This is a genomic window from Synechococcus elongatus PCC 11801, from assembly GCF_003846445.2.
Taxonomy (GTDB): Bacteria; Cyanobacteriota; Cyanobacteriia; order Synechococcales; family Synechococcaceae; genus Synechococcus; species Synechococcus elongatus_A.
Window position 1 is genome coordinate 1,533,287 of sequence record NZ_CP030139.2, and the last position, 26,987, is coordinate 1,560,273.

Sequence of the window (26,987 nt, forward strand, 5' to 3'; positions counted from 1 at the left end):
CAGGGAAATCAATGGTCATCCTAAGAAGTGAAGCCAGGCGCTACTAGGACACCTATTCTTCCGTGTCTTCGGAGCCATCCTCAGAGACTTTTTGCAGTTTGATTTGCTTGCGACCCAAGCTGATAGTGAAGGCATCCCCGGGTTTAGCACCCATTTTCCGTGTGTAAGCTGCACCAACGAGCAGATTACCGTTGTCTTGCACACTGACACGGAAACTAGGACTGCGACCCGTACGACCGCGACCTAACTTCAGTTCATTGTCGAGTGTGATGCCTTGAGCTTCGAGCAAAGCGTTGAGGAATTGCAAGGAATTGACCCGCTCACGACCATTCTTCGTGATGGTCACATATCCACAGGCTCGTGCTTTTTGATCCTTGCTCGCATCTTGGAGCTCCCGGACCCGCTGTAATAATGCTTCACCCGTCAAGGGTTGGTTAGGAATTGTCTTTTTGGGCATAATTGCGTCTCAATCGCTGATCACGACTCTCTGAAATTGTAGACAGAAAATTCAAAAGAATCCAGAGCAATTCAGATGACTTTGAAATTCTTGAGAGACGGGATAGCAAGGTTCAAGATCGAGACGCGAGAAAATCGATGAGTGACCGGAACCCACTGCGATTAGCATCATTGAGCGGAGATCTGAGGATCACCATGAGAAACGGAGAGCCTTATCAGTAAACGCAGGAATTGCAATTACTGCTGACAGCATTTGCAGAGATTGCCACTTCCCCCAGAATCGGGATTTGCAATGCGCGTCTTTTGAGGTTAGATCGATGACTCAATCAAGGTGCTTTGAGCATCCCAGCACCAGCTAGCGATCCTAAATGCTGATCATTTAACTGTGCGTAAGGCTCCGATTGTTGCTGGGTGCCGGGATCATTGCGCGATCGTGCAGGCATTCATTAGCCATCGCCTTGGGCCGCTTCCGGTTGATTCAATTTCGACAGTGCGATCCCTTCTAGCGGAGTCAAGTTTTGCTCAGACAACTGGAAGCCCAGGGATGATATTGCCAAAATGACCGCTCCAACCTCGCAGTGCTTTACATTTCTTGTCCGGCACGACAGCTGTCTTCGGTTTTTACTCAGCACTCTAAAAGAAACCTTAGGGCTCATGATCGCTATGAGGTCAAGGATTCTAGTCTGATCAATAGAGTGTGCGCTGATCTTTAGGTCAGCTGGTGTGTGTGGGGAACTGGTTCATCGTCGTCTCAACCGAACAGACTCATGCGCCCCTTTCTTCCTTGCTGTTTGTCGGCCTTAACCCTATCGCTGTTTACCACCCTGACGGCCTCAGTCGCGCTAGCGCAAACGATTCCAATTCAAAGTCCCGTCCGACGCTTGGAAGGACAATTCAACACCACACCGGTACTGCATTCCAATCAGCCAGAAATTGTCCGGTCTGAAGGCATTCTGATTGATACAGGGCCAGGCGTCGGCCATGTCAGCGGATCTGATCTCAATCGGGCTCCCGCTGGTTTACGGACAATTCCCAATCCGACCTATGCCTTCAATGGCCCATTTGGATTGCACTTGCATCACGTCTATCGTCCCAGTGACACAACCAAATTCGGTGGGGTGCGCGATCGTGGTTTGCTCTATGTCGGGGTGATTGCTACTAATTTCAGTGATCAGCCCGTCCGCCTTGGCTTTCAAGAAGGCAGCCTGAACACGTCGTTTGAGAGTCCTTTTTTCACCCAAACCTTGGGGGTCTTTCCCAACAGTCGCCTGAACTATAAATCCGGTCCAGGGGATGCGGCTGCTCTGTCCTTGTTGGCCGGGAAACGCGACTGGCGCTTGCCTGCTGCCCTCGTCCTGCCACCGCGATCACGGAGTTTACTCTTCTCCTTGCCGATCGCGGCACGGGGATCCGCCACTGTATTAGCGCGGGGTTTCAGTGAGGGTCCAGTTCACTTTGCGGTAGTCGCCACCGATCACAACCCTGACCCCAATGCCTTTTTCTCTGTCCTCGATCGCCGCATCCTTGCGGAAGGTCGCACCTATCTCGCGGATCTACAGCAAATTCATCATCGCCAAGTCTTTAGCCGAGTTGGCGGCGTTGCCCAGGGCGATCGCTACGAGGCCAATGTCGAGGCTAATCTTCAGCAACCGCTGCATGTGCCGCTGACAACAACTTGGAAGAAACACTTTGGCACTCAGGAATTGCAAGCCAATGCGCTCCTGACGCGAATGCCCGATTCCGCTCTTGAAAACATTGGCACCTACGGTGTTGAGTATGTCCTCAACTTCCGGTTGCGCGGACAAGGAATGCAGCGACTCCTCTTCAGCACCCTGCCAGAGGCCAACAATTTCCTCGCCTTCCGTGGCACCTTGCGCATCGACTTTCAGGGGCAAACCGACTACGTCCATCTGGCGCAGCGATCGGGAACCACCGATACGCTCTATCAGTTCCAGATGCCCCCGTCTGGTGAGGCTGACTTACGGGTGAGTCTGGTCTATCCACCGGATTCCACTCCGGGGCATTTGCTTAGCATTGTGCCCGAGTCGGACTATGCCCGCTTGATGCCCGGAACCTTACCGGTCAGCGCTGCGCTGAGCTCACCCTTGGTACCGCTGATTCCTTAAGACGCGATCGCCACTGAGGCGGGGTTGCTTGAATGGCCTCGCCTTTTGGCACCATGTCATGGGGACGATGGATAGTCATGCTGACCGATTGGCACTCACTCTGGGATAGCGATCGCTCGAAAGTAATCGGGAGATACTGGAGGCTGTGCTGTGATTGCCCTTGGAGCTGACTGTGCAGCTGACGAAAGGATTTGAAGTCGAAGTCTACACTGGCACCCCCGATGGGCAGATCGTTGGTCTTTCCGATCGCATCTGTAGCGATTTGCAGGGTTTTATGCGGGAGCCTGACAACCGCAATGTCGAATACACGACCCCGCCACGCCCCTGCTATGACCGACTTCTCTTAGATCTCTTAGAACCGCGTCGACGCCTGCGCACCTATCTCCAACAGCAGGGCGGCTACACCTTGATTCCAGGCAGCACCCTTGCCCTATCGGGGAGCGATCGCTTCTACCGCTCCGACCCCACCAACCCCTATCACGACTTCATCGAAAAGACCTACGGCACCACTGTGGTGACCGCCAGCATTCATATCAATATTGGTTTGAGTGATCCTGAAACGATCCTCAAAGCCTGCCGCTTGGTTCGGCTCGAGGCTCCACTCTATCTAGCTCTCAGTGCCTCTTCGCCTTTCTTGAACGGACAGGTCACGGGTTCCCACTCCAGTCGTTGGCAGTTATTCCCCAAGACGCCGTCTGAAGTGCCGCTCTTTGAAAGCCATGCCCACTTCATCCGCTGGACCGAAGATCAGCTGGCGGTAGGCAGTATGCAAAACGTGCGTCATCTCTGGAGTGCTGTGCGCCCCAATGGCGACCGCCGTCCCTACAAAATCAATCGACTGGAGCTGCGGATCTGCGATCTGGTCGTCAATCCGCTGGATCTGTTGGCCATTACCGCACTCCTCGAAGCCCGTATTCAACAACTCTTGGAACAGCCGAATCTCGATCCTTTAATTGCTAGCCAACTGACCCCTGCAGAACTCGTGCAACTGAGCGATGCCAATGAAGTCGCGGCAGCACGGCATAGTCTGGATGCAACTTTGCAGCACTGGCAAGATGGTCGCGCGATCACGGCTCGTGACTGGATTGAAAGTCTCTACGAAACGGTGTTTCCTCTGGCGAAGACTCGAGGCTATAGCTGCTTCTTGCTACCGATTCAGCGCCTACTGCGGGACGGCAACCTTGCACAGCAGTGGTTGCGACAGGTCGAAGCCGGAGCCACACCTGAAGCGGTGATGGTTGAGGCGATCGCCACAATGGCTGCCGAAGAACAGGAACTGGCTGAGAAGATCTACGGGGTTGCCTGCTCGGTTTCGTAAGAGGCCTAGCCATAAATCGGCGATCGCTTCTTCCAGCGACAGAGCCCTTCACTGCTGCGAGTCTGAATTAAGGCACTGGCCGGTTCTGTGTCCAGTCAGACGTAGTGCGGTCTGGGAATCCACCTAGAATGAATTACTGCCAGAACGCTCGAATTGCCATGAGTGCTGCCCTCCAGTCATCCGACGATGCTTTCCGAACCGTGACCAGCGAAATTGCCACGGATTTGGATCTGTCGTCTCCGCTGGAGTTTTACCTCCGTCACCGGCTCACCGTGGTGGAAGAGCTCTGGGAGGTGGTGCTGCGCCAGGAGTGTGGCCAAGAACTCGTCGACATTCTGACCCAGTTGCGTGATCTCACCTCACCGGAAGGACAAGCGCCCGAAGTGGGTGGCGAAGCACTGGTACAGGTGATTGAGACCCTGGAACTGGGCGATGCGATTCGGGCAGCGCGGGCTTTTGCGCTCTATTTTCAGCTGATCAATATCGTTGAGCAGCACTACGAGCAAACCCAATATCAGCTTGCCTACGAGCGATCGCGACTAGAGCCACTGCCCGAACCGGATGAAAGTCCCGATGCACTCCATCCGATTGAAATTCCTCAGCATCAACTCGATCCGTTTGCAGCAGTTATTCCGCTTAATCAGGATCCGGCAACCTTTCAAACGTTGTTCCCTCGCCTGCGGCAACTCAACGTTCCGCCGCAGATGATTCAAGACCTAACCGATCGCCTCGATATTCGGCTGGTCTTCACCGCTCACCCCACGGAAATTGTCCGCCACACAATTCGCGATAAACAGCGGCGCATTGCCTACCTACTGCACCAGCTCGATGAACTAGAAGCTGGTAAAAATCGTGGGCTGCGTGAGCTCGAGATTCAAAATATTCGCCAGCAGCTCACAGAGGAAATTCGCCTGTGGTGGCGCACGGACGAGTTACATCAGTTCAAGCCAACGGTCTTGGACGAAGTCGACTATGCCTTGCACTATTTCCAAGAAGTCCTCTTTGACGCCATTCCCCTGCTCTACCAACGCTTCCGACTCGCGCTGCAGGGCACCTTCCCCAATCTGCAGCCCCCCCGTTACAACTTCTGTCAGTTTGGCTCCTGGGTCGGGTCCGATCGCGATGGCAACCCCGCGGTAACTTCTGCGGTCACGTGGCAGACAGCTTGCTATCAGCGTAGCCTTGTCCTCGACCGCTACATTACGGCGGTGGAGCATCTGCGCAATGTGCTCAGCCTCTCGATGCACTGGAGCGAAGTGCTGCCGGAGCTGCTCAGCTCTCTTGAGCAGGAGAGCATGCTCTTCCCCGAAACCTATGAGGAGCTAGCCGTCCGCTATCGCCAAGAACCCTACCGGCTCAAGCTCTCCTACATTCTGGAACGCTTGCACAACACCCGCGATCGCAATACCCGTCTCCAGCAACAGCAGGAAAAAGAGGCCACACCGCCCCTGCCGGAGTATCGCGATGGCACACTGTACCAAACGGGTGCTGCATTCCTCGAAGATCTGCAGCTGATTCAGCGCAACCTCGAACAGACAGGCCTAAGCTGCTACGAACTTGAAAAGCTGATCTGTCAAGTCGAGATCTTTGGCTTTAACTTGGTTCATCTCGACATTCGTCAGGAGAGTTCGCGTCACTCCGATGCCATCAACGAAATCTGTGAATACCTGCAGATTTTGCATCAGCCCTACAACGAGCTGAGTGAGGCAGAGCGGACGACTTGGTTGGTGCAAGAACTGCAAACCCGTCGGCCTTTGGTGCCTGCCCGCATGCCCTTCTCGGAGGCGACCCGAGAGGTGATTGAAACCCTGCGGATGGTCAAGCAACTGCAGGAAGAGTTTGGCGAAGCAGCCTGCCAAACCTACATCATCAGCATGAGTCGCGAACTGAGCGACCTGCTCGAAGTGCTTTTGCTGGCCAAGGAAGTAGGACTGTACGACCCTGTCACCGGCAAGAGTTCGCTCCAAGTAATCCCGCTGTTTGAAACGGTGGAGGACTTGCAGAATGCACCGCGGGTGATGACCGCGCTATTTGAGTTACCCTTTTACACCCGTCTTAATCCCACTCAGGCAGAACCCCTGCAAGAGGTGATGCTGGGTTACTCAGACAGCAATAAGGACTCGGGTTTCCTCAGTAGTAACTGGGAAATCCACAAGGCCCAGAAAGCACTGGGCACCGTAGCTCGCGATCACCACGTCAAACTGCGCATCTTCCATGGGCGTGGCGGATCCGTAGGACGTGGTGGCGGCCCAGCCTACGAAGCGATCTTGGCGCAGCCGGGACGGACAACAGACGGTCGGATCAAGATCACAGAACAGGGCGAGGTTTTGGCCTCGAAATATGCCCTGCCTGAACTGGCACTCTATAACCTCGAAACGATTACTACGGCAGTCATTCAGTCGAGCTTACTAGGCAGTGGCTTTGATGACATTGAGCCGTGGAACCAAATTATGGAGGAGCTGGCGGCGCGATCGCGGCGGCATTACCGCTCCTTGGTTTACGAGCAACCTGACCTCGTCGATTTCTTTAATCAAGTGACCCCGATTGAAGAGATCAGTAAGCTGCAAATCAGCTCACGGCCGGCACGACGCAAAACCGGCAAACGCGATCTTGGTAGTTTGCGAGCGATTCCTTGGGTCTTTAGCTGGACCCAGAGCCGCTTCTTGTTGCCCTCTTGGTACGGCGTTGGCACAGCTCTGCAAGAGTTCTTGCAAGAGCGGCCTGAGCAGAACCTCAATCTACTGCGCTACTTCTACGAAAAGTGGCCCTTCTTCCGCATGGTGATCTCCAAAGTGGAGATGACCCTCGCGAAAGTTGATTTGCAGATTGCTCATCACTACGTCCAAGAACTGGCCAACCCCGAAGATCAAGAGCGGTTTGAACGAGTATTTAGTCAAATTGCAGCAGAATTCCAGCTGACCTGTCACTTGGTGCTGACGATCACCAATCACGGTCGTCTACTGGATGGCGATCCAGAACTGCAGCGATCGGTGCAGCTGCGCAACGGGACGATCGTGCCGCTCGGCTTCCTGCAGGTGGCGTTGCTCAAGCGACTGCGGCAGTATCGCCAGCAAACCGAAACAACCGGTTTAATGCGATCGCGCTATAGCAAAGGAGAACTGCTGCGCGGGGCGCTGTTGACTATCAATGGCATCGCCGCTGGGATGCGCAACACAGGGTGAGAAACGGATGACGCAAAACCCCTTGCTGCGCGATCGCAGTCGACTGGTGCGAGTTCGAGTGGCGGTCGGCGATGCCACCGGTGATGAACTTAATCAGCTACTGGTGCTCTGCGGCCAGCCACGCCGCGATCTGCAAAAGTGGGCGATCGCCCTCGACCACACCTTTGTTTGCGTCACTGCTCGCCTACTGACCGATCGCACCCTCGTCGGATTTGTGCGTGCCACCAGTGATGAGTCGCTCAACGCCACGATTTGGGATCTCTGGGTCGATCCACTCTTGCCAGAACCAGACAATATTCGGCAGCGCTTGCTCGATATCCTGTTGCGGGAACTGAAGCGTGAAATTCCCGGCTGCAGTGTTTCTGTCTTTGCACCTGTGCCTGAACAGCCCGCACTGCGTGCCCTCAATTTTGTGCCCGACCCAGGCGGTATTCGTGGAATGACCTACGACGGACTGCAGCACACTGAGTTCTTGGACGCTGATCCAACCGAGCAGACGATTGCGGCAGCTACACCACCACGTCCTGGAATTGAAGGGTCTCTAACGAGCATGGAGGGATTCGAACCCCCGACTCTCAGAACCGGAATCTGATGCTCTATCCACTGAGCTACATGCCCTTGCACCCAAAATCATAGCACTGAGGCTGCTCTGCTAAGCTGTCTGGGCCTTGGCAGCGCTGCGATCGCGATGTTCTTGCATAGCCTTCATCTTCAACACTTCCGCAACTATCGCGATCAAACGGTGCAGTTCCAAGCCCCGAAGACGATTCTGCTGGGGGAGAACGCTCAGGGCAAAACAAACCTCCTTGAAGCAGTCGAATTGTTCTCGACTTTGCGATCGCACCGCGTCAGTCGCGATCGCGATTTAGTCCAAAGCGGCGCAGCTTCCGCGCTGTTGACAGCGGTGGTGGAGCGCGACAGCGGCGAGCAACAGCTACAACTGCAGCTGCAGCACCAGGGACGTCGGCGCGTGCAGCGGGATGGCGAAGTCCTGCGGCGGCAGCTCGATCTTCTGGGCTCTCTCTGCAGTGTTCAATTTTCCTCCCTCGATCTGGACCTCGTGCGGGGTGGCCCCCAGCAACGTCGCGACTGGCTCGATCGCCTGCTGATTCAACTGCAGCCGGTCTACGCCCATCTGCAACAGCAATACGGGCGGGTGTTGCGGCAGCGCAATGCCCTGCTGCGGCGATCGGAATCCTTGGATCTGGCCTTACTCAACCCGCTCAACTGGCAACTGACGCAGCTTGGGGTTCACATCATGCGGCGGCGATCGCGGGCGATTCAACGCTTAGCCCCGTTGGCGACCCACTGGCACCGGGAGATCAGTGGCCAACGGGAGCAACTGGTGGTGACTTATCAGCCCAACGTGCCAGTCCCCGATGACCCAGAGGCAGCGACGCTGTGGCAAGAGCAGATGCTGGCGCAGATCGAAGCTCGTCGTCCGGCAGAAGCAGCCCAACGGACCAGCCTTGTTGGGCCCCATCGTGATGATCTCAGCCTGAGCATCGATGGTACAGAAGCTCGTTTGCAGGCGTCGCAGGGGCAGCAACGCACCCTCGTGTTATCGCTCAAGCTGGCGGAGCTAGAGTTAATCGAAGCCGTCTTGGGCGAACCACCCCTGCTGTTGCTCGATGATGTCTTGGCAGAACTGGATTTACGGCGACAGCAACAGCTGCTGGAAGCGATCGCTAACCGTTTTCAGACGCTGATTACCACCACCCACCTCTCAGCGTTTGATCCGACTTGGGTGCAGACAGCTCAAATCCTTACGGTTCAGTCGGGTCACTTGCAGTCTGAAGCGGCGTTGCCGGTCCCAAGCAGCGTGTCCCTCCATAGGTCCCCGGATAGTTAAGACGACGTTCGAGGCAGGCAAAGACTTGGCTGAGGGCTTGGGCTTCACTGTTGAGCTGGTAGGACCAGAGCAACAGGGCAAACTGTAGCAGTCCTAAGAGGCCAACACTCCACCGCAGGCGTCGCTGCCGCGTGGTTACAGGCCGGGAGAACTTGCTGCCCGCTAGCCGGGGGGGACGGCCTGACTGCGATCGCAGTCGAGGCTGCTTCTGAGGGAGCGATCGCGGTTTCATTGCCGAATTTGGGGCAGGGTGGTCACAGCTTTGCTGGCTTCAGCTTCTGGGTTGAAGCGCTGCCACAGCCACCAGCCCCCCCCCACAATGGCTCCAGCCACGATGATGATCAAGAGCAGTTCTCCCACCGTTAATCCTTGGGTCGATCCTGAACGGAAGGCGAGTGGTCGAAGGGGCATGACAGCTCCGTGTGGCAATTGTCGCAGCCATTAAACCACGGCGATCGCAATCGCGGTCAAACCAAGGCTGTCGCTAGGATTCGTGGGATTTCATAAATCCCCTATGATGAGAGACCGAAGACCTGTTGGCAGCTGCCAATGGGCCTTTTCACTAGCACAGGAGTTGTGTGTCCGATGACCTCGTTCTACCTCGAGCAAGAAACCTTTGAGCCGCCAGGAGCTGTTGGAACCCACTGCATTTTGGAGCTCTATGGCTGTCCAGCCGAGCTGCTCAATGATGCCGACCAGATCCAAGCCAATTTGCGAGCTGCTGCGACCCAAGCAGGGGCAACGCTCTTACAGGAAACCTGCCACCGTTTTGAGCCTCAAGGGGTCACAGCATTGGCTTTGCTCGCTGAATCCCATATTTCAATTCATACTTGGCCTGAATCTGGCTACGCTGCCGTCGACGTGTTTACCTGCGGCAGTCATACTCAGCCAGAAACTGCCTGCCAATACTTAGTCGAAGCCTTTCGATCGCGACAATACACGCTGCACTCTTTGCGACGACAACCCCCCGCTTCAATTCGGGAAGTCAGTCGCGAGCCTGTTGCTGTCTAAATATCCATTGCACAATTCATGGCTACCCACCCCTGCTGACCGGTTGGTCGCGGGGTTTTTTTGTCTTTGGGCGGCAAGGGTCGATTCCAGTACCAAACTGGTCGGTAGCTGATCAGGCGGGACGAGGTACGGCGCAAAATTGAGCCGCCATCGCACCCGCTGAGCAGTCCTCGAATGCTCCTGTGACCATTTCTACAGAAAATAACCTTGAAAAAGCAGTCGCCATAAGACTTTAGACCTTCCGCTTCAAAAAAGAGTGCTGTATTATTTGCGAGACCCGCTCAAATCTACTTCTCATCATGAATAAGGGTGAACTCATCGATCAGGTGGCAGTACGGACTGGCCTGACAAAAGTGCAAGTTGCCGCCGCGATTGATGCCTTGGTCGACGTCATTGTCGATACCGTGGTCGAAGGTGAAAAAGTGTCAATTCTAGGCTTTGGTGCCTTCGAAGCACGGGAGCGCTCCGAACGTCAGGGCCTCAATCCTAAAACGGGTGACAAGATTTTGATCCCTGCCAAGAAAGTTCCAGCATTCACCGCTGGCAAGCTTTTCAAGGATCGTGTCCAAGGCTAGAACTGCGATCGCGATCGCATCAAAATGGGGAGAAATTGTGATGTTTTCTCCCCATTTCTTTTGTCAATCTGACTCAGAATTTGTAATCCACAATACGCCGTTAGGCGTGCAGACGCCGCCACGAATTATCGTAACGACCGCGGAAATAGTTGAGTAATTCTGGGGCATTGAGTCGAGAAGCAACGAGCTCACGCGCTTGGGGCGAACTCGTGTTCCAAGGATTCGGGTTCCGTTTTTGGCTGTTGGCAGTAACATCGAGCTGATCGTGCAACTCGGCATCGAGCTTGGAAAGCTTAGTCATAGCGAAAACGCGTCCAGCAGGGCAATCTCAATCCTAGGAAGTTGCGATCGGTGGACTCGCCTCTGTTGCAGCTCTGCGATAGTTCGCAGTAATGCTTCTTCTACGCAAGAGCGACCACTCACTCCTCATTCACTCGCAGAAAGAGGATCGTCAACTAGCTGAACAGTCCCAGTTGTTCAGTTGCGATCGCGGCATCCGATAGCTCAGACGGTGGACTCAGGCGGCGGGGTGAGTTGCTACGCCGTAATCCGACAGCGATCCGGCTGTGTTTTTCAATTTGACCCATCACCTGCCGCGCTCGAGTAATGACCTCGCTGGGTAAACCTGCAAGCCGCGCTGCTTCAATGCCGTAGGAGCGATCGGCTCCTCCAGGCTGAACTTGGTGCAAGAAGACAATGCGATCGGGTAGCTCTTTGACAGTGACTTGAAAGTTGGCAACGTTATTGAGCAGTCCCGAGAGTTCATTGAGCTCGTGGTAGTGGGTCGCAAAAATCGTGCGGGCTTGGATCTCGCTGGCGAGATATTCAGCCACGGCCCAGGCAATCGAAAGGCCATCAAAGGTTGCGGTGCCACGACCAATTTCATCCAATAAGACCAGCGATCGCGCTGTAGCGTGGTTGAGGATGTTGGCGGTTTCGTTCATCTCGACCATGAAGGTCGATTGACCGGTCGCCAGATCATCGACAGCTCCAACACGGGTGAAGATGCGATCGCAAATCCCAACTTGCGCGTTCTTCGCCGGAACGAAACTGCCGATCTGAGCCAGCAGTTGAATTAAGCCGACTTGGCGCAGGTAACAGCTTTTGCCACTGGCATTAGGGCCAGTCAGCACAATCAGATCAGGCCCGCGATCGCTGCCGAGACTACAGCTATTGGGCACATAAAAGCCGCTCGGTAGCGCCTGCTCCACGACGGGATGGCGACCATCCTGAATTACCAGCTGGCGATCGTCGCAGATCTCAGGGCAACAGTAGTTTTGATAGACCGCTACCTCTGCCAAGGCAGCCAAGACATCAGCTGCTGCTACAGCAGTCGCGATCGCGCGAATCGTTTCGACATGATGACTGACTTCGCTGCGCAGCCCCAGGAAGAGGTCGTACTCCAATTGGTTGAGGTCGGTTTGGGCATTGAGGATGCGACTTTCCCGCTCTTTCAAGTCCGGCGTGATGAAGCGCTCTTCGTTGGTCAGAGTTTGGCGGCGAATGTAGTGATCGGGGACTTGATCCGCTTTACTGCGACTGAGGCTGAGGTAGTAGCCAAAGGTTTTGCTGTAGCCAACTTTGAGGCTGTTGATGCCGGTGGTCGCACGTTCACTTACTTCGAGGCTGGCAATCCACTGGCGATCGCTCTCCACCTGTTGCCGCAACTCATCCAGTGCGATGGAAACGCCCGGTCGGATCAGTCCGCCTTCGGTAAGCTGCAGCGGTGGCGATTCGACTAAATGCTGCTGGAGGCGATCGCCCAACTGTTCTAGTTCCGGCGGGACTTGCTGCAACTGCGCCAGCAAGGGTGATTGGGCGCGATTGAGTAACTGCGCTAGCTCCGGCAACCGCAGCAATGACTCTGCCAACGCCAACAGATCGCGGGCATTAGCAGTACCGGCTCCCGCTCGACCCGACAGTCGTTCGAGGTCGTAGATTTTCTGCAGCAGCGATCGCAGATCCTGCCGAAGTCGCCCATCCTGACAGAGTTCTTGAATAGCGGCTTGTCGGTTGCGAATCGCCTCGGGATTGAGCAAAGGCTGCAAGAGCCAGCGGCGCAGCAACCGCCCGCCCATGCTGGTCATCGTGCGATCAAGCGCCCAGAGCAGCGAGCCGTGGAAGCTACCATCCCGCTGGGTTTGGGTGATCTCTAAATTGCGGCGAGTTTGCTGATCAAGGATCAAAAACTCCGTTAGCGAATAGGTGCGCGGCTTTTGCAACGGGGCGAGGCTTTCCCGCTGGGTTTCGGCTAAGTAATCGAGCAGCCCACCGGCAGCACGGATCGCCAAGGGCAATTGCTCACAGCCGCAGCCTTCCAGCGATCGCAGTTGGAAATGTTCCAGCAACCGCTGCCGCGCCTCATGCAACTCAAACGGCATGGGCGATCGCAGGGCGTAGCAAAAGGAATCCGGCAAGCAATCCGGAATCTGCTGTGGCTTGGACTGCCCCGGCCGTAGCAATCCGGCCAAATCGGGAGCGGCACTGGGGAACAGCACTTCCGACGGTTGCAGGCGATAGAGTTCCTGGGTCAGTCCGTCTAGGCCACTGCTTTGGCTCGTCCAATAGTCGCCGGTGGAGCTATCTGCGTAGGCCAGCCCCCAATGCTCTCCGGCAATGACGACTGCCGCCAAAAAGTTATTACGGCGCGCCTGCAGCATTCCTTCTTCGAGGATGGTGCCCGGCGTGATGATCCGAGTGATTTCGCGGCGGACGAGCGGTCCTTGGGCTTGAGCTGCGGTTTCAACCTGATCGCAAATGGCGATCGCGTAGCCTTTCTCGACTAACTGGCTGGCATAGCGATCGAGGGCGTGATAAGGAATGCCCGCCATTGGCACCCGCCCGACTTCTTTGCCGGCTTCCTTGCTGGTTAGCACCAACTCCAGCTCGCGAGCGACTACGATCGCATCCTGAAAAAAGCATTCGAAGAAATCGCCCATGCGATAGAGCAGGATCTGCTGCAAATGCTGGTCCTTGACCTCGGCATAATGCTGCATCATCGGCGTCAGGCGATCGCGTTCGACCTGACGGTGGTCCGCATAGCGCACCTCATGTTTGGCCAAATGCTCTGGAAGATCAGAAGTCGTCATGCGTTGTAGCTAATAAGGCCAGCCATCGTAGGGCACCTGCATCCGTTCCCCCCAATAGAGGCGAATGGTTTGGACGGGAACACCGGCGCGATCAACTGGCACATCCGCCAGCCATTCAATCTTCTCAAAGTAACGCTCGATGCTCTGCGGCCATTCCTCCTGAAAGCGCTCAGTCGTCCAAAGGACAGCATTTTTCTCCAGCCAATCCTCAGGGTTTGACCAGAAGGCAAAACCACGAGGGTCGGTGCCAAACAGTGTGAAAGGCTTGGGCACGAGCGGATCGATCGCCAAGGCAAAGTAGCCCGGCAAGAAAAACTGATTGGAAGCGTAAAAGTCGGCGGCTTTGAGGCGTGCCAGTAACTCGGGCCGTTCCGCGATCGCCGCTCGAATCTGATCCGGTTGCAGCAGCTCCGTCGAGCCATCGTCATAGGCCGGAATCAGCGGCAATCCCAAAGGGCTACCCGGACTTTGCAGCCAGCCCCAGCGCACTTGCCCAACCGCCAAGCTGCTCAGGAGCACCACTGCAATCGCCGAACCCACCAGCCAGCGTTGTAGACGGCGCGACTTGGGATGGATTTGGAACCATTCGACAGTCAGGGCCGCCAACAGCAGGGTCGCGAACCAGTAACCAGGCATCGTCCAAGTCGGCAAGATCGGAATGCGGCCGCCCAGCACCGTAAACAACAGCACGATCGGCGCACTCAGCCAGAGCAAAAAGGCGTAGCGCTCGTTGCGTTGACTCTCAGCGGGCTGCCGCCAGAGTCGGTAGGCTGCAATGCCCAAGCTGGCAAACAAGGGAATTCCCAAGGTGGGGAAGAGATAGCCAAAGTTGACCAGCAGCGACAGCAGCGCATCACCGATTGAGTAGAAGCGATCGCTCTCTACCCGTCCCGACTGGAAGCGCAGCGAAATCCAGTCCTGTTGACCATTCCAAATCAGCAGCGGCAGCAAGCAAATGACAAAGGCAATCGCCCCCAGCCAGAACCAACGACTGCGAAAGACAACACGGTGGCGAGCACTGGTCAGACAAAAGCCTACAAACCCAGCACCCAAGACAAAGGCATGGTACTTGCTCAAGCAGGCGAGCCCCAGCGCCACACAGATGCCAATCAGGCGGGGACTGGGCTGATAGGGACCTTTGGTGAAAAACTCGATCGCCCCTAACCAAGCGGCCACGGTTGCGAACAGGACCAGCGGGCCATCCGGCAGCACCAAGATTCCCGCTCCGACCTGCATAATCGGCGCGATCGCCGCGATCGCCATGGCCACGAGTCCCACCCGTTCCGAAAACAGGCGGGATCCGATCCGATAGATCCCCACCAAGGCCAAGCTGAACATGCCCAGCGTCGCTAACCGCAAGCTGAAGGCTGAGGCACTGCCCAGCAACGCGGTTCCAATTGCCGCACTGACCCCCACAGCAGCCGGATGGTCGAAGTAACTCAGCGCAGGATGCTGAGTATAGAGGTGGTAATAAACCTCGTCATAGCCGGAGGGCAGCACCCAAGCTACCAGAGTACGAAACAGCAGGCTGAGTCCCAAAATAACTGCAGCCCAGCGGTCGGAAGCGCGCACAAAAATTCCCTTGTTCAGCAAAAAAATGTAACAACAGTCAGGCCCGCCCTATTCTCGCTGCTGTTGGCTCTCGCAGTTTATGGGAAGATGGCAAGCAAACTTGCCGATTATCGGCTCAGAGCAGAGGTCTTGAATTTTTGCTCCTCAGCGGCCTAGGCAAGCTTCGGTGTTGTCGATACAGACTGCTGCAAAACTGGGAGACTTGCGATGGTAATCCTCTTCCAACTGGCACTGCTGTTGCTGGTGGTAATGTCCTTTGTCTTGATCGTGGGCGTGCCGGTGCTGTATGCCACCAATGGCGATCGCGTTCAGTCCAACCGTCTGATCCTCTTGGGTGGACTCGCTTGGACTGCTCTGGTGATCCTCGTGGGCGTCCTGAACTACTTCGTCGTCTAAACCAACGCTATGGCCGTCTTTGAAGGCAGTTTTGTCAATGCCAGTCAGTTCCGGCTGGCCGTGGTCATTGGCCGGTTCAATGATCTCGTCTGCGAAAAGCTCTTGGCAGGTTGCCAAGACTGCCTCAAGCGGCATGGCGTGGATCCTGATCCGCAAGGCACACAGGTTGACTATGCCTGGGTGCCGGGTAGCTTTGAAATCCCCTTGGTAGCCCGCCAGTTGGCGCTCACGGGTCGCTACGACGCGATCATCTGTTTGGGTGCCGTCATTCGCGGCCAAACGCCCCACTTTGACTACGTGGCTAGCGAAGTCGCAAAAGGGGTGGCAGCAACCAGCTTGCAGACTGGCGTCCCAATCGCCTTTGGAGTGCTAACGGTAGACAACCTGCAGCAAGCCTTGGAGCGTGCCGGTATTAAGAGCAACTTGGGCTGGAATTACGCCCTCAGTGCTCTCGAGATGGCAAGTCTGATGCATCAGATTCGTTCGGTCAGCGGCGAAACCCCTCGGCAAAGTTTGCCTCTAGCCGCCTCGACCAATAATTTTTAAGCCAATCTTCAAAAAAGCTTGACAGCCCACAAAATTTTTGGCTTAATAAAAATCACCGGTTTTCCGGTTTGCGGGTATAGCTCAGTGGTAGAGCGTCACCTTGCCAAGGTGAATGTCGCGCGTTCGAATCGCGTTACCCGCTTCCAAAAACAGTAACTCCAATCTATCCAGAGCAGTCTACTGTTCGTTCAGGTGAGGGTTTTGAGGATTGGACAGTGTTCAGAATCACAGAGACCGCTACCCTAGGAAAGCGACAACGACTTTGGTTGTCGTGATGTCTGGAACGTTTGGCAATCACAAGAATGGCAGCACCCGCTCGGGCATTTGTCTACCAGGCCTATCAAGCTGCTAATCAACTGGCACGCACGAAGCCTCTTGTGCGCAGTCAGGCGCTCCAAGCTATGGCTCAAGCCATCGATGCGGCCCGCGATGACATCCTAGAAGCCAACACGCTGGACTTAGAGGCTAGCCAAGACAGCGACATTCCTGACCTCTTGCGGCGCTGGCTCAAGCTGACCCCCGGCCGTCTCGATCGCACCGTGGAAATCCTCGATCGCTTGAGCGTGCGATCCGATCCGATTCAGCAGGTAATGCGGGCGAGTTTTCAGCACGAGCATAGTCAGGCCTACAGTCAGCTCATGCCGCTCGGCGTGATTGCCTTTGTCTACGAAGCCCTGCCAGAGCTGGCAGCGATCGCCACAGGACTCTGTCTACGGGTGGGCAACAGCATTCTGCTCAAAGGAGGGACGGAGGCCGTCCACACCAATCAGGCGATCGTGTCCGTTATGCAAGAGGCATTGGAGTCGACGGAGCTACCGACTACCAGTCTGATTCTGCTGCCCGAGGATGATCCAGACACTAGTTTGTCGGCCCTAGTGACCCAAGATCAGTGGATTGACCTCGTCATTCCCTACGGACGACCTGAGCTGGTGCAGCAGGTGGCGCGACTTGCAACGGCACCTGTGCTGCGCACCAGTATGGGCAACTGCTATCTCTACTGGGCCAGTGGTGGTGAGCTGGAAACGGTGCGCTGGATGATTCTGGATAGCCATGCCAGTGAACCGGATGCAGTCAATGCGATCGAGAAGGTGTTGATCGATCGCGACTGCAACATCAGCAAGCTGACTGTGTTGATGGATAGCCTCCGCGGCAAGGGCTTTACGCTGAAAGGCGATGAGGAATTGGCGCAGGAGATGCCCGATCTAGAACTGGCTAGCCATGAAGATTGGTCGCGGCCCTTCCTTAGTCGCACAGTTGCTTTTAAGCGTGTCGCTGGCCTAGAAGCCGCGACTGACTGGATCAACACCCACAGCAGCGGTCATGCCGACAGCATCGTGACGGACTCCTATGAGGATAGTCGTGCCTTCAGTCGCGAACTGAATAGTGCCATGGTGCACGTCAATGCCTCGCCGCGCTTTAGCCGTAGCCCACGCCACAGCAATGAAATTGCGCTGGGCATGAGTAATCAAAAGGGCTATCGCCGTGGGCGGATCAATTTGGAAACCTTGACGACGATCAAGCAAGTTGTCCTCGGTTTGGGGCAGTAGGTTGGCATGGCCAGCGGCTGGACCCTGTTGGCAGGCTTTGCGGGTGGTTTGACAATCGCCAGCCTGTTTCAAAGTATTCGTGACCTATCGCAGCCAGCGATCGCAGTTCCTTCAGCCGAGGCAGCAGCTCCCCCCGATTCTCCTGGCACTGCTGCAGACCCCCTGAATCCCGATCTTGAACAGCGTCTTCTCAACGCTGAGTTACAGACCACGTTGGCAGAGTTTCAAGCCGGTTATCTTGCCCGAGCAGCGCATGAGTTGCGATCGCCCCTCAGCACACTGATGAGCCTGAATCAGTTGATTCTGGCGGATCTGTGCGAAAGCCCGGCTGAGGAACGGGCAGCCGTGCAGCGATCGCAGATCGCCGCGAAACGACTGCTGCAGTTACTTGACCAGTTGATTGTTGTCTCTCAATGGCAGAGTGGGCGGCTACCCCTTCGGCCTGAACCCCTCGCGATCGCCCCAGTGCTGACGCGATTGCAAACAGTGTTGCAACCGATCGCCTCTGGACGGAACCTTGTCCTGCACTGGCCAGAGAACTGGGCTGACCTGCCCTCTGTGATCAGCGATCGCCAAGCCTTAGAACAGTGCTTGCTGCATTGGTTACAAGCTGCGATCACGGCACCGGGCTGCACGCAAGTGACTTTTCAGATTCATCCGCAAGCAGCAGATGTTGTGTTTGACATTGACCACGACAGTCCCGCTTGGTCAGAGACACTCGCCCTTACCCAAAATCGAACAGAGCAAGGACTCGAAGTCCTGATGGGTCAACAGCTTCTAACACTGCTCCAAGGCCAGTTGGAGCTACTGACCACTGAATCAGGGCGATCGCGGTTACGGCTGCGGTTGTTGGGGGGGCTGGCGATCGCGCCGTTGAGTGGATCGGTTTTGGTAGCGGAGCAAGCCGTAGCCCCCGCCGATCAGGATCAGGAAAAGGGGGCTGTAGGCCAAGACCCAAACACCGACGACCAAGAGACCGCGCACGAGCAGTAACACCGACTGCGAGGACTGTCGCCAAGCGGTTTCCAGCTCAGGGGCGAAGGCAGGTAATGCGGTCTCGCCAAGAATTTGGGGCTGGAATTGCAGGGTAATTGTCGAATAGGCAACGCGAGTGCGGAGGTTGAGCTGCTCGGCTTTGAGTTGTTCAATTTGCTCCCGTGTACTGCTTAATCGCTCGGTAATTTTCAAAACGTCTTCGACCTTGGTGGCGCGATCGAGGATGGATTGGAGGGCTCGCTCTGTCCGTTCTAAATTGCTGAGTCGTGCCTGTAGATCCGTCAGTTGTCGTGCGACGTCTTCAGCCTGAACATTGACGTTATCGACGCGCCCGAGGGCTCGAAAGGCTGTGATCGCAGCATCTAGACGATCAGCTGGAATCCGAGCTTGGAGAGTCGCACTAGGGGCTTCACCAGTCGTTTCGTTCTGCTGCAAAACATCGCCGTTTTCACGCCTCACGATCGCCTCAGCAGCTTGAACTGCTTCCCGAATATCGTTAACGGCCAAGCGCATCGTGGCGGTTTTGGCGAGCTGTGGCCGAGGGGCAGCGGGGCGAGGTGCCTCATTCGTAGCTCCATCTTGGGTAGCTTCGGGAACGGCAAGAGCTGGAGTGCTGGCGCTGGGAACCGTTGAGACTGAAGAAGAACTATCGCCCTCTGCGCAGCCCCCCAACAAAGCACCACTCGCAGCAAAGAGGGTAACGAGCGACAACGATAGAGAACGCTTCACAGGCCGAGACCTCAAGGAAGTGATCTCAGCCTGACCTAGGTCAATAACGACTGACTAAGGGGTCTGTGGCAGTTCCACAACCTCTGTAATAGGCGATCGCTCGGCGCTGAGATCAGGAGTTTGACAGGAGACGGGCAGCTCTTGGTTGAACAGCACCATCGTCGTGGTGGGATTGACCGAAAAACCGACTTTTTCGTAGAAGCGCTGCTGGTGAGTGGTCATTAGATAGACCCGTTCCGCATGGCTGACATGGGGATGGCTGAGGACAGTTTCAACCAGTTTGCGGCCGATGCCTGCACCCTGAAAATCGGGATGGACAATCACATCCCAAATGGTGGCGCGATAGACGCCATCCGAAGTGGCGCGGGCAAAGCCAATCAGTCGATCGCCGATGTGGGCACTGACAACGGGCTCACTATTGCGAACGGCAATCTGGAGTTGCTCGATGCTGCGATCGCGACCCCAAAAAGCAGTCAGTTCAAACAGGCGGCGCAGTTGCTCAAAGTCCAAACGTCGGGCTGCACTGTGACCACCCCGAAACTCCTCTGGAGCATGGATTTGGTACACAACACGGCTGTTGTTCATAGGAACCTCGAAGGGACTGTCGGCAGCCCGAGAACAGAGTATGGATTCTAACTCTCAGCATAGAGTCCATGCCGAATTTCAGGGCGATCGCCCGAGGCAATCGATAAGCTGGCTCTCAGCACTGCGGTGGAAGCGCGATCGCCCCTAGACTGGGACTGCAATGATTGCTGTCGCTATGCCTCGGCGTTTCTCCTTGTTATTTGCGATCGCTTGTGCGGTCTGTCTGCTACTCGGCAGCGGTCTTGAGCGCCTGCAGGCTGCCACCTATGTTCCGGTGGATACGGTGGACCCCATTCAACCGCGCTACGCCCTGGGCCAGCAGGTCTACCGCGATAGCTGTGGGGGCTGTCATGTGGCATTACCGCCAGAAGTGCTCCCGATTCAAACTTGGCAAATTCTCTTAAGTGAAACGCAGCACTACGGGACGACGCTGCAGCCCCTGGATGTGCCGACCCAGCGACTAGCAGCAAATTACCTGCGAACCTATACGCGATCGCTCGCTGTCGGTGAAACCGTTCCCTACCGCTTGCGCAACTCCAGTCTCTTTCGATCGCTACACCCGCAAGTGAATGTACCAAGCACAGATCTCGTAAATAGCTGTGTGAGCTGCCATCCGGGTGCACCTCAGTTTTCCTATCGCCAACTCTCTCCTGAGTGGCAAAGCGATCGCTGAACCCTTTTTCCTGACAAGTGAAATATTTGCTTGAAGGCTCTGACTAAAATTCAAAGCTACTACTTGCGCTCGTATTCAGTTAGCTAAAGGGCTGGCTAATTCAGTGCTTTTTTCCAAAAATACGACAGCTGTACGCTGTCATCACTATCAATTCTTAATAAGTTTTGGAGCTAACAACTTAGGCAGAAATCCAAAAGTATAGTGGGTGGTTGTTTCATCTCACTCGGCTATGAGTTCCTCCATTGCCAAAAGTGTTCAGAGCCATATTGATGAAACGCCCCCGCGTCCTCTCAGCTCCATGCAGTGGCAAATCTGGAGTTTGGCGGCCATGGGAAAGCTGTTCGAAGGAATGGTGATTTTTATTACTGGAGTTGCAGTTCCATTGATTGAGAGGGACTTCAATCTTTCCTCTGCACTCAACGGCTCTGTTGCAGCAGCAACCCTATTTGGAATCTTGATTGGGGCATCCCTGTTTGGCAACCTGGCCGATCGCTATGGGCGGAAGTTTGTGTTCGTCGTTGAAATGGCAATTTTTACAATTGCGATCGCCCTATCAGCGATAGCTTGGAATGTCTCAGTCTTAATTTTCTTTCTTTTTTGTAGTGGCTTGGCTCTGGGAGCCGATTATCCTACTGCTCATATTATTGTGTCCGAGTCAATTCCTAGTCGATTTCGCGGCCGGATGGTGTTGGGAGCCTTTGCCTTCCAATCGGTTGGCTCTCTAGCTGGCGTTTTAATTGGGTTGCTCGTTTTGCGAGTGTATCCAGAAGTGGGGGCTTGGCACTGGATGTACGCAGCCCTTGTGATTCCGGGAATCCTTGTCTTTTTGATGAGAACTAAACTACCAGAAAGCCCTCACTGGTTGGTCTCTCGAAAACGGTTTGAACTAGCTCATCGGGCTGCTAAAGAATTGCTGCAACGGCCGGTAGCGATTGCTCAAACTCACTCCGATGAGGGGAGGCAAAACTCCAGACTAGGCTACAGAAAATTATTGACACCTCGATATCTAAGAGCGACAGTCCTCGCCTCTTTTCCTTGGTTTCTTCAGGATCTGGCAACCTATGGAATTGGTATTTTTACTCCCACTATTTTGTCGACTCTATTTACAAAAAATCAGCCTAATTTCGTCTTTCAAGACATGATTGCCACGGAAGGATCAGGACTCATTGATCTGTTCTTGCTGATTGGGTTTGCAGTCTCTATCCCCCTAGTCGATAAGGTTGGGCGTATTCCTCTGCAGATCATCGGCTTTATTGGCTGTTTTGTTGGACTTGGCATTGCCTCTCTTTCAGCAGCAAGTATCCCAGAAGGTCATGAACTAAAAATTCTCTTTATTTTTGGTGGATTTATCATTTTTAACTTCATGACCAATCTAGGGCCAAATGCGATGACCTATGTTTTGGCAGGTGAGGTGTTTCCAACAGAAATTCGTGGCGTGGGAGCCGGCTTTGCTGCCTCATTTGCCAAAATTGGTGCGGTGGCTACGGCTTTCTTCTTTCCAATCCTGCGCGAGCAAATTGGGACTGTCTCTCTCCTGTACGGGTTAGCCGCAACATCGCTTTTGGGAGCCTTGGTAACATTCCTGTTTCGGATTGAACCTAATGGCCGAAGTCTGGAAGAATTAAGCGAGAAGCCTTTTGTTTAGTTCTTGACGATCGCTCGAATCGCTATCAATCGATCAGTGTCCATGAGCTTTTCTGGAGAGAGCTTAAATCAAATGATTTAGATGTTATGAATATTGACTCGCAGAGTTGATCTGAATTTTGCTTTGCTTTGACTTGACCCATGATCACGGCTCAACGATCGCTCTGGATTGGGATTGGCTTTCAGCAAGCAGCTACGATCGCAGACTTGCAACAGGCGATCGCTCAAGCCTGTAATCAGATATCGATTCAACCAGAAGCGATCGCTGGCATAGCCAGTCTGAGCCATAAGATTCAGCAACTACAACTACAGGCGATCGCGCAGCAATTTAGCTGGGAGCTACGAGGGTTTTCGGCTGCAGAGTTAGCTGCGATCGCAGTGCCCCATCCCAGTGCAATGGTTGCGGCGCAGATGCAAACCGCGAGTGTGGCAGAGGCTGCTGCTTTGGCAGCGATTCAACCGCAGTCAGGCATCCTACTCTTGCCCAAACAAGTCTTTCGCCTGAACCAAACCGCAATTACGGTGGCGATCGCAGCTCCGAGTCCTGACCCTGCGAGTGCTAGCATCCCGTCAAGTCTTTGAGAGCGGGCATGGCCGATCCACTCCTCGAAATTCGGCAATTGCAGATCAGCTTTGGCGACGCGATCGCCCTACAAGGACTGGATTTGATGGTTCAGCCTGGTGAATCGGTTGGGATTGTTGGCGAGTCGGGGTCTGGGAAATCGGTGGCCTGTTTGGCGATTCCGGGTTTGCTGCCCAAGACGGCCAGCCGCAGTGGGCAGATTGCCTTTCGTTCAGTTTCAGGGCAGCCCAGTCGCGACTTGTTGACGCTGCCAGAACGGGAGTTACGCCAGTTGCGGGGCGATCGCCTCGGCTTCATTTTTCAGGAGCCGATGAGTTCGCTCAATCCAGTCTTTAGCTGCGGCTTCCAGCTGTTAGAAGCGATTCAACAGCATTTGCCGTTGAGTAAGGCGGAAGCGCAGCAACGAGCGATCGCCCTGCTGCAAGAAGTGCAATTGATTCGAGAACCGTCGCAAGCTGCTGCTTTATTTGCCCGCTATCCCCATCAGCTGTCAGGTGGACAGCGCCAACGCTTAATGATTGCGATCGCGCTGGCCGCCAATCCAGATTTGCTGCTGGCAGACGAACCGACGACTGCTTTGGATGCAACGGTTCAAGCTTCCGTCCTGAAGCTCCTACGCCACCTGCAGCAGCAACGCCAGATGGCGATGATTTTTGTCAGCCATGACCTCGGCGTCATCTCCGAGGTGGCCGATCGCGTTGTCGTGCTCTATCGCGGTCAAGTGGTCGAGCAAGGGTTGGTGGCGGATGTCTTGCATCGACCGCAGCATCCCTACACGCAGGGACTTGTTGCCTGTCGCCCACAGATCAATCCCCGCAGTTGCTATCTGCCGACCGTCGCTGATTTTCTGGAAGGCCACACCGAACCGCGATCGCTACCAGCCCGCTCCATCACCGAAGAACCACTGCTACAGATCAAAGATCTCTCAATTACTTATCGAGGACGGGGAACGGCTTTTACGGCGGTGCAAAATCTGTCGCTCTCTCTAACAGCTGGTGCAACTCTCGGTCTCGTCGGTGAGTCGGGCTGTGGCAAAAGTAGTCTCGCCCGCTGTTTAGTCGGCTTGGTGCCGCCGAGTCATGGTGAAATTTGGCTCGATCGCCAACGGCTCAATCCTCGTCTCAACCGCGATCGCCAGCGCCTGCGCCAGAGCATTCAAATGGTTTTTCAAGATCCGGCCGCTGCACTGGATCCCCGCTGGACGGTTGGCGCTGCAATCTTAGAACCGCTTCGCATTGCCAAACGCTTAAGCGATCGCGCTGCTAATCAACGACTACTCAAACACTGGCTGCAGCGAGTTGATTTACCCATCGATATCGGCGATCGCTATCCCCATGAATTTTCTGGGGGTCAACGGCAGAGGATCTGTATTGCCCGTGCACTCGTTCATCAGCCGCGCCTGCTGATTTGTGACGAGTCTGTGTCAGCGCTAGATGTTTCAGTACAGGCGCAGATTCTCAACCTACTGAAGCAACTGCAAGCCGAGCTGGGTTTGACCTACCTATTTATCTCCCACGACCTCGCGGTGGTGCGCTACATGAGCGATCGCATTGTTGTGATGAATCAAGGCCAGCTCGAAGAAGATAGTCCGACAGAACAGCTATTTCAAAATCCACAGTCGAACTATACGCGCCGCTTGATTGCAGCCATTCCGGGCGAAGTCGCTGCCTAATCTTGAGTGGCTAACAGTTTGGCTCCGACTGCTGTGTCTGCCAAGTTTGGTAGAGATCCGGTCGGCGATCGCGGGTTCGCTCCATCTGTTGCTGCCGCCGCCAAGCCGCGATCGCACCGTGATTCCCCGACAGCAACACCTCTGGGACTCTCAGTCCTCGAAATTCTGCCGGACGAGTGTAGTGCGGGTAATCCAGTAATCCGTCGCTAAAACTATCGCAGCGATGGGATTCTTCCTTACCGATCGTGCCGGGGCGCAGCCGCAACACGCCATTGAGCAAAGCGAGCGCCGGAATTTCGCCACAGGTCAGTACGAAATCACCCAGGGAAATTTCGCGATCAATCAGCGTCATCACGCGCTCGTCAATCCCTTCGTAATGGCCGCAAACCATCACCAACTGATCCACCGAGTCCGCTAGCTCTTGAAAGAGTGCCTGCGTCATCGGTTCGCCCTGCGGACTGAGATAAATCACTTGCCGCGCTGGCAGAGTGGGCAACGACTCCAGTGCGGCAAACAGCGGCTCTGGCTTGAGCACCATTCCCGCCCCGCCGCCATAGGGCTCATCGTCCACTTTATGGTGGCGATCGCTAGTGAAGTCACGCGGATTCGTGCAGTGCACCTCTGCTAAGCCTTTCGCGATCGCCTTACCAATCAACCCAGATTGCAAAGGGCTCTGAAAAAACTCAGGGAAGAGGGTGATCAGGTCAAAGCGCATCGACTCTAAGCAGCCTCGGCCACAGCAGCCAAGGGTTTCCAAGAGAAGCTGCGATCGCCGCCCATTTCAATCACCACTTTGAGTCGGGGCTCCTGCTGTGGCAACGACACGAAGTAACTCAACTCTTGAGGAGAAAGCACGTGGCCTTCTAAAAGCCAGAGCACCAGCCCTTTGGCATTGGCCGGCAGGTTCTGCAAGGGATAGCCTGCTAAGGGCAATGCGAATTCGACGCGACCGACCGCTGCCTCGTTACCGATGGTTTGCTTGCCAAAGTGAGGGGGGCGGATTCCGTGAACGGCCATCAGGAACTGGGCTGGATCACCCAAGCCCCGTGCGCTGTAAGTCAGGGCGCTGTAGCCTTTGCTGCGCAGCCGCCGCAGATAGCGACCTTCATAGCCACCTTCCAAGGGGGCATAGACGGCTAGGGCACCCTCTTGTTCTAAGGCCCGCAGAAATTTGCCGCCAGTGGTGATCAATGCCATTTAGACCTTCCTCGGGTAGCGTGATTGCTAGATGCAGTCGCAGTAACCTTGCTTATTGTGGCTTAGCCTGTGCTGACGCGGATCTCAGCCGCACCCAAAATCAGAATGACAATTTCTATCATCGCTATTGAGCGTATAGACACAGCAGCGCTTCAGGCTCCTGCCAAAACTCCTAGAAGCACTGCGATCGCACCGTTGTTAGTCGGATTACTGGGTCATCCCAAAAACTCCTAATCGTATCGGTAGACACGATTCAGGAAAATGCTGTAGTATTTATGATTGTCGCTCTGTTGCGGTAAGCACGACCCAACGCTCTCGTGCCTAGGCCGTTGCAAATCAGCGATAACTTCGTTGCCGACCGGAAAACGCCCTGGCAATTTGCAAGCCTGTCTTGCAGCTCAGGATACTGAAGTCTTTTTACTTCAAGTCCTTGCCAGTCAGATAGCAGGTTTCACCAGCGATCGCCTCCAGCGTCGACACGAATAACACTCTGGGATGAAACCTTGGGTTTCGTCCTCTCGGGCTGCTTGGCAGTCTGAGGCCCTCGTAGCGTTGATGCAGGAGTCTCATTGACCGTGTCTATCGGCATACTCGGCACCAAGCTCGGCATGACCCAGATTTTCGATGAATCTGGTAAGGCAGTTCCCGTGACTGTCATTCAAGCTGGGCCTTGCCCGATCACTCAGATCAAAACTGTGGCGACGGATGGCTACAACGCCGTCCAAGTCGGCTTCTTGGAAGTTCGCGAAAAGCAACTGTCCAAGCCGGAACTTGGCCACCTTTCCAAAGCGGGTGCACCGCCACTGCGTCACCTCTTGGAATACCGCGTTGCTAACACTGATGGTCTAGAGCTGGGTCAAGCTCTCACGGCTGATCGGTTTGAAGCGGGCCAGAAAGTAGACGTTCAAGGCTACACGATTGGTCGCGGTTTTTCTGGCTATCAAAAGCGCCATGGCTTTGCCCGTGGTCCGATGAGCCACGGTTCGAAAAACCACCGTCTTCCCGGTTCGACGGGTGCAGGGACGACTCCTGGTCGCGTCTATCCTGGCAAGCGGATGGCAGGTCGCTATGGCAACGACAAAACAACGATTCGCGGCTTGACCGTGGTTCGAGTCGATGCAGACCGCAATCTGCTTCTGGTCAAAGGTTCGGTTCCGGGTAAACCAGGTGCTCTGCTCAACATCACGCCCGCCACTGTGGTCGGGCAACAGGCCTAAGAAGATGTGGGCGATTGCAGA

At 55.2% G+C, this 26,987-nt stretch carries 25 protein-coding genes, 2 tRNA genes and 1 pseudogene; 16 read left to right on the forward strand and 12 right to left on the reverse strand.

From position 1 onward, the window contains the following. Positions 1-52 precede the first annotated feature (52 nt). On the reverse strand, positions 53-457 hold the full coding sequence (locus DOP62_RS07395) for an AbrB family transcriptional regulator (protein WP_208675979.1): 405 nt from the start codon (positions 455-457) through the stop codon (positions 53-55). A 766-nt stretch (positions 458-1,223) separates the two neighbouring features. Between DOP62_RS07395 and DOP62_RS07400 the strand changes: the two genes are divergently transcribed. The 3 genes from DOP62_RS07400 to ppc all read left to right on the forward strand — a co-directional run bounded on the left by DOP62_RS07400 (position 1,224) and on the right by ppc (position 7,082). Next, complete coding sequence (locus tag DOP62_RS07400; RefSeq protein ID WP_208675977.1) at positions 1,224-2,582, forward strand: DUF3370 family protein; 1,359 nt, start codon at positions 1,224-1,226, stop codon at positions 2,580-2,582. Between the two features lie 172 nt (positions 2,583-2,754). After that, the gene (gene gshA / locus DOP62_RS07405) at positions 2,755-3,900 is read left to right on the forward strand and encodes a glutamate--cysteine ligase (protein ID WP_208675975.1); all 1,146 of its coding nucleotides are present in this window, start codon (positions 2,755-2,757) and stop codon (positions 3,898-3,900) included. A gap of 158 nt (positions 3,901-4,058) precedes the next feature. Further along, on the forward strand, positions 4,059-7,082 hold the full coding sequence (gene ppc / locus DOP62_RS07410) for a phosphoenolpyruvate carboxylase (RefSeq protein ID WP_208675973.1): 3,024 nt from the start codon (positions 4,059-4,061) through the stop codon (positions 7,080-7,082). 184 nt (positions 7,083-7,266) lie between these two features. Here ppc and DOP62_RS07415 read toward each other — a convergent pair whose 3' ends face one another. Further along, complete coding sequence (locus tag DOP62_RS07415) at positions 7,267-7,545, reverse strand: hypothetical protein (RefSeq protein ID WP_370538762.1); 279 nt, start codon at positions 7,543-7,545, stop codon at positions 7,267-7,269. A gap of 82 nt (positions 7,546-7,627) precedes the next feature. Further along, positions 7,628-7,700: transfer RNA gene (locus tag DOP62_RS07420), tRNA-Arg, on the reverse strand. 70 nt (positions 7,701-7,770) lie between these two features. Between DOP62_RS07420 and recF the strand changes: the two genes are divergently transcribed. Further along, positions 7,771-8,934 (forward strand): DNA replication/repair protein RecF, encoded by a 1,164-nt coding sequence (gene recF, locus DOP62_RS07425; RefSeq protein ID WP_208675971.1) that lies wholly within the window; start codon positions 7,771-7,773, stop codon positions 8,932-8,934. On the opposite strand, the gene DOP62_RS07430 is transcribed toward recF, so the two are convergent. After that, a complete protein-coding gene (locus tag DOP62_RS07430; RefSeq protein ID WP_208675969.1) occupies positions 8,849-9,166 on the reverse strand; it encodes a hypothetical protein in 318 nt (105 codons plus the stop codon). The genes recF and DOP62_RS07430 overlap by 86 nt on opposite strands. Then, complete coding sequence (locus tag DOP62_RS07435; RefSeq protein WP_208675967.1) at positions 9,163-9,345, reverse strand: hypothetical protein; 183 nt, start codon at positions 9,343-9,345, stop codon at positions 9,163-9,165. The genes DOP62_RS07430 and DOP62_RS07435 overlap by 4 nt, the downstream gene beginning before the upstream one ends. Positions 9,346-9,519: 174 nt before the next feature. Here DOP62_RS07435 and speD point away from each other — a divergent pair, with 174 nt between their 5' ends. After that, the gene (gene speD, locus DOP62_RS07440; protein WP_208675965.1) at positions 9,520-9,945 is read left to right on the forward strand and encodes an adenosylmethionine decarboxylase; all 426 of its coding nucleotides are present in this window, start codon (positions 9,520-9,522) and stop codon (positions 9,943-9,945) included. A 299-nt stretch (positions 9,946-10,244) separates the two neighbouring features. Next, on the forward strand, positions 10,245-10,520 hold the full coding sequence (locus DOP62_RS07445; protein ID WP_011244160.1) for an HU family DNA-binding protein: 276 nt from the start codon (positions 10,245-10,247) through the stop codon (positions 10,518-10,520). Between the two features lie 100 nt (positions 10,521-10,620). On the opposite strand, the gene DOP62_RS07450 is transcribed toward DOP62_RS07445, so the two are convergent. The 3 genes from DOP62_RS07450 to DOP62_RS07460 form a co-directional block, all read right to left on the reverse strand. After that, positions 10,621-10,821, reverse strand: a complete 201-nt coding sequence (locus tag DOP62_RS07450; RefSeq protein ID WP_208675963.1) for a hypothetical protein — start codon at positions 10,819-10,821, stop codon at positions 10,621-10,623. 154 nt (positions 10,822-10,975) lie between these two features. Next, positions 10,976-13,609 (reverse strand): DNA mismatch repair protein MutS, encoded by a 2,634-nt coding sequence (mutS, locus tag DOP62_RS07455; RefSeq protein WP_208675961.1) that lies wholly within the window; start codon positions 13,607-13,609, stop codon positions 10,976-10,978. Positions 13,610-13,618: 9 nt separating this feature from the next. Next, positions 13,619-15,181 carry an ArnT family glycosyltransferase gene (locus tag DOP62_RS07460; protein WP_208675959.1) on the reverse strand — a complete coding sequence of 521 codons (1,563 nt, stop codon included), beginning with the start codon at positions 15,179-15,181 and terminating at the stop codon, positions 13,619-13,621. A gap of 207 nt (positions 15,182-15,388) precedes the next feature. Here DOP62_RS07460 and psbZ point away from each other — a divergent pair, with 207 nt between their 5' ends. The 5 genes and pseudogenes from psbZ to DOP62_RS07485 all read left to right on the forward strand — a co-directional run. Beyond that, on the forward strand, positions 15,389-15,577 hold the full coding sequence (psbZ, locus tag DOP62_RS07465; RefSeq protein ID WP_208675957.1) for a photosystem II reaction center protein PsbZ: 189 nt from the start codon (positions 15,389-15,391) through the stop codon (positions 15,575-15,577). A 9-nt stretch (positions 15,578-15,586) separates the two neighbouring features. Continuing rightward, on the forward strand, positions 15,587-16,123 hold the full coding sequence (gene ribH, locus DOP62_RS07470) for a 6,7-dimethyl-8-ribityllumazine synthase (protein WP_208675955.1): 537 nt from the start codon (positions 15,587-15,589) through the stop codon (positions 16,121-16,123). Positions 16,124-16,193: 70 nt separating this feature from the next. Further along, positions 16,194-16,265: transfer RNA gene (locus DOP62_RS07475), tRNA-Gly, on the forward strand. 160 nt (positions 16,266-16,425) lie between these two features. Beyond that, positions 16,426-17,670: a glutamate-5-semialdehyde dehydrogenase gene (locus DOP62_RS07480; RefSeq protein ID WP_208675953.1), complete on the forward strand. Its 1,245-nt coding sequence runs from the start codon at positions 16,426-16,428 to the stop codon at positions 17,668-17,670. A 6-nt stretch (positions 17,671-17,676) separates the two neighbouring features. Then, positions 17,677-18,084: pseudogene (locus DOP62_RS07485) on the forward strand (histidine kinase dimerization/phospho-acceptor domain-containing protein); the annotation flags it as partial. A 420-nt stretch (positions 18,085-18,504) separates the two neighbouring features. On the opposite strand, the gene DOP62_RS07490 reads toward DOP62_RS07485, so the two are convergent. Continuing rightward, on the reverse strand, positions 18,505-19,395 hold the full coding sequence (locus tag DOP62_RS07490) for a DUF4349 domain-containing protein (RefSeq protein WP_208675951.1): 891 nt from the start codon (positions 19,393-19,395) through the stop codon (positions 18,505-18,507). 54 nt (positions 19,396-19,449) lie between these two features. Beyond that, the gene (locus DOP62_RS07495) at positions 19,450-19,980 is read right to left on the reverse strand and encodes a GNAT family N-acetyltransferase (protein WP_208675941.1); all 531 of its coding nucleotides are present in this window, start codon (positions 19,978-19,980) and stop codon (positions 19,450-19,452) included. Between the two features lie 160 nt (positions 19,981-20,140). Between DOP62_RS07495 and DOP62_RS07500 the strand changes: the two genes are divergently transcribed. The 4 genes from DOP62_RS07500 (at position 20,141) to DOP62_RS07515 (ending at position 24,552) form a co-directional block, all read left to right on the forward strand. Next, the gene (locus tag DOP62_RS07500; protein WP_208675939.1) at positions 20,141-20,653 is read left to right on the forward strand and encodes a cytochrome C; all 513 of its coding nucleotides are present in this window, start codon (positions 20,141-20,143) and stop codon (positions 20,651-20,653) included. Positions 20,654-20,882: 229 nt separating this feature from the next. Further along, complete coding sequence (locus DOP62_RS07505) at positions 20,883-22,298, forward strand: MFS transporter (protein WP_208675937.1); 1,416 nt, start codon at positions 20,883-20,885, stop codon at positions 22,296-22,298. Positions 22,299-22,438: 140 nt separating this feature from the next. Beyond that, complete coding sequence (locus DOP62_RS07510; protein ID WP_208675935.1) at positions 22,439-22,879, forward strand: cobalamin biosynthesis protein; 441 nt, start codon at positions 22,439-22,441, stop codon at positions 22,877-22,879. A gap of 8 nt (positions 22,880-22,887) precedes the next feature. Further along, a complete protein-coding gene (locus DOP62_RS07515) occupies positions 22,888-24,552 on the forward strand; it encodes a dipeptide ABC transporter ATP-binding protein (protein WP_208675933.1) in 1,665 nt (554 codons plus the stop codon). A gap of 10 nt (positions 24,553-24,562) precedes the next feature. On the opposite strand, the gene trmD is transcribed toward DOP62_RS07515, so the two are convergent. Further along, the gene (gene trmD / locus DOP62_RS07520; RefSeq protein WP_208675930.1) at positions 24,563-25,267 is read right to left on the reverse strand and encodes a tRNA (guanosine(37)-N1)-methyltransferase TrmD; all 705 of its coding nucleotides are present in this window, start codon (positions 25,265-25,267) and stop codon (positions 24,563-24,565) included. A gap of 5 nt (positions 25,268-25,272) precedes the next feature. After that, positions 25,273-25,749: an NAD(P)H-quinone oxidoreductase subunit N gene (gene ndhN / locus DOP62_RS07525; protein ID WP_208675928.1), complete on the reverse strand. Its 477-nt coding sequence runs from the start codon at positions 25,747-25,749 to the stop codon at positions 25,273-25,275. Between the two features lie 575 nt (positions 25,750-26,324). Between ndhN and rplC the strand changes: the two genes are divergently transcribed. Next, complete coding sequence (rplC, locus tag DOP62_RS07530) at positions 26,325-26,966, forward strand: 50S ribosomal protein L3 (RefSeq protein ID WP_208675926.1); 642 nt, start codon at positions 26,325-26,327, stop codon at positions 26,964-26,966. The last annotated feature ends 21 nt before the right edge of the window (positions 26,967-26,987 follow it).

Coding starts and splice junctions, on each gene's coding strand:
- DOP62_RS07500 (WP_208675939.1), top strand. CDS start 20,141: ATGATTGCTGTCGCTATGCCTCGGCGTTTCTCCTTGTTATTTGCGATC.
- DOP62_RS07505 (WP_208675937.1), top strand. CDS start 20,883: ATGAGTTCCTCCATTGCCAAAAGTGTTCAGAGCCATATTGATGAAACG.
- ndhN (WP_208675928.1), bottom strand. CDS start 25,749: ATGGCATTGATCACCACTGGCGGCAAATTTCTGCGGGCCTTAGAACAA.
- DOP62_RS07515 (WP_208675933.1), top strand. CDS start 22,888: ATGGCCGATCCACTCCTCGAAATTCGGCAATTGCAGATCAGCTTTGGC.
- speD (WP_208675965.1), top strand. CDS start 9,520: ATGACCTCGTTCTACCTCGAGCAAGAAACCTTTGAGCCGCCAGGAGCT.
- recF (WP_208675971.1), top strand. CDS start 7,771: ATGTTCTTGCATAGCCTTCATCTTCAACACTTCCGCAACTATCGCGAT.
- mutS (WP_208675961.1), bottom strand. CDS start 13,609: ATGACGACTTCTGATCTTCCAGAGCATTTGGCCAAACATGAGGTGCGC.
- DOP62_RS07395 (WP_208675979.1), bottom strand. CDS start 457: ATGCCCAAAAAGACAATTCCTAACCAACCCTTGACGGGTGAAGCATTA.
- DOP62_RS07450 (WP_208675963.1), bottom strand. CDS start 10,821: ATGACTAAGCTTTCCAAGCTCGATGCCGAGTTGCACGATCAGCTCGAT.
- trmD (WP_208675930.1), bottom strand. CDS start 25,267: ATGCGCTTTGACCTGATCACCCTCTTCCCTGAGTTTTTTCAGAGCCCT.
- DOP62_RS07480 (WP_208675953.1), top strand. CDS start 16,426: ATGGCAGCACCCGCTCGGGCATTTGTCTACCAGGCCTATCAAGCTGCT.
- DOP62_RS07495 (WP_208675941.1), bottom strand. CDS start 19,980: ATGAACAACAGCCGTGTTGTGTACCAAATCCATGCTCCAGAGGAGTTT.
- DOP62_RS07445 (WP_011244160.1), top strand. CDS start 10,245: ATGAATAAGGGTGAACTCATCGATCAGGTGGCAGTACGGACTGGCCTG.
- DOP62_RS07400 (WP_208675977.1), top strand. CDS start 1,224: ATGCGCCCCTTTCTTCCTTGCTGTTTGTCGGCCTTAACCCTATCGCTG.
- DOP62_RS07435 (WP_208675967.1), bottom strand. CDS start 9,345: ATGCCCCTTCGACCACTCGCCTTCCGTTCAGGATCGACCCAAGGATTA.
- ppc (WP_208675973.1), top strand. CDS start 4,059: ATGAGTGCTGCCCTCCAGTCATCCGACGATGCTTTCCGAACCGTGACC.
- DOP62_RS07510 (WP_208675935.1), top strand. CDS start 22,439: ATGATCACGGCTCAACGATCGCTCTGGATTGGGATTGGCTTTCAGCAA.
- DOP62_RS07430 (WP_208675969.1), bottom strand. CDS start 9,166: ATGAAACCGCGATCGCTCCCTCAGAAGCAGCCTCGACTGCGATCGCAG.
- ribH (WP_208675955.1), top strand. CDS start 15,587: ATGGCCGTCTTTGAAGGCAGTTTTGTCAATGCCAGTCAGTTCCGGCTG.
- psbZ (WP_208675957.1), top strand. CDS start 15,389: ATGGTAATCCTCTTCCAACTGGCACTGCTGTTGCTGGTGGTAATGTCC.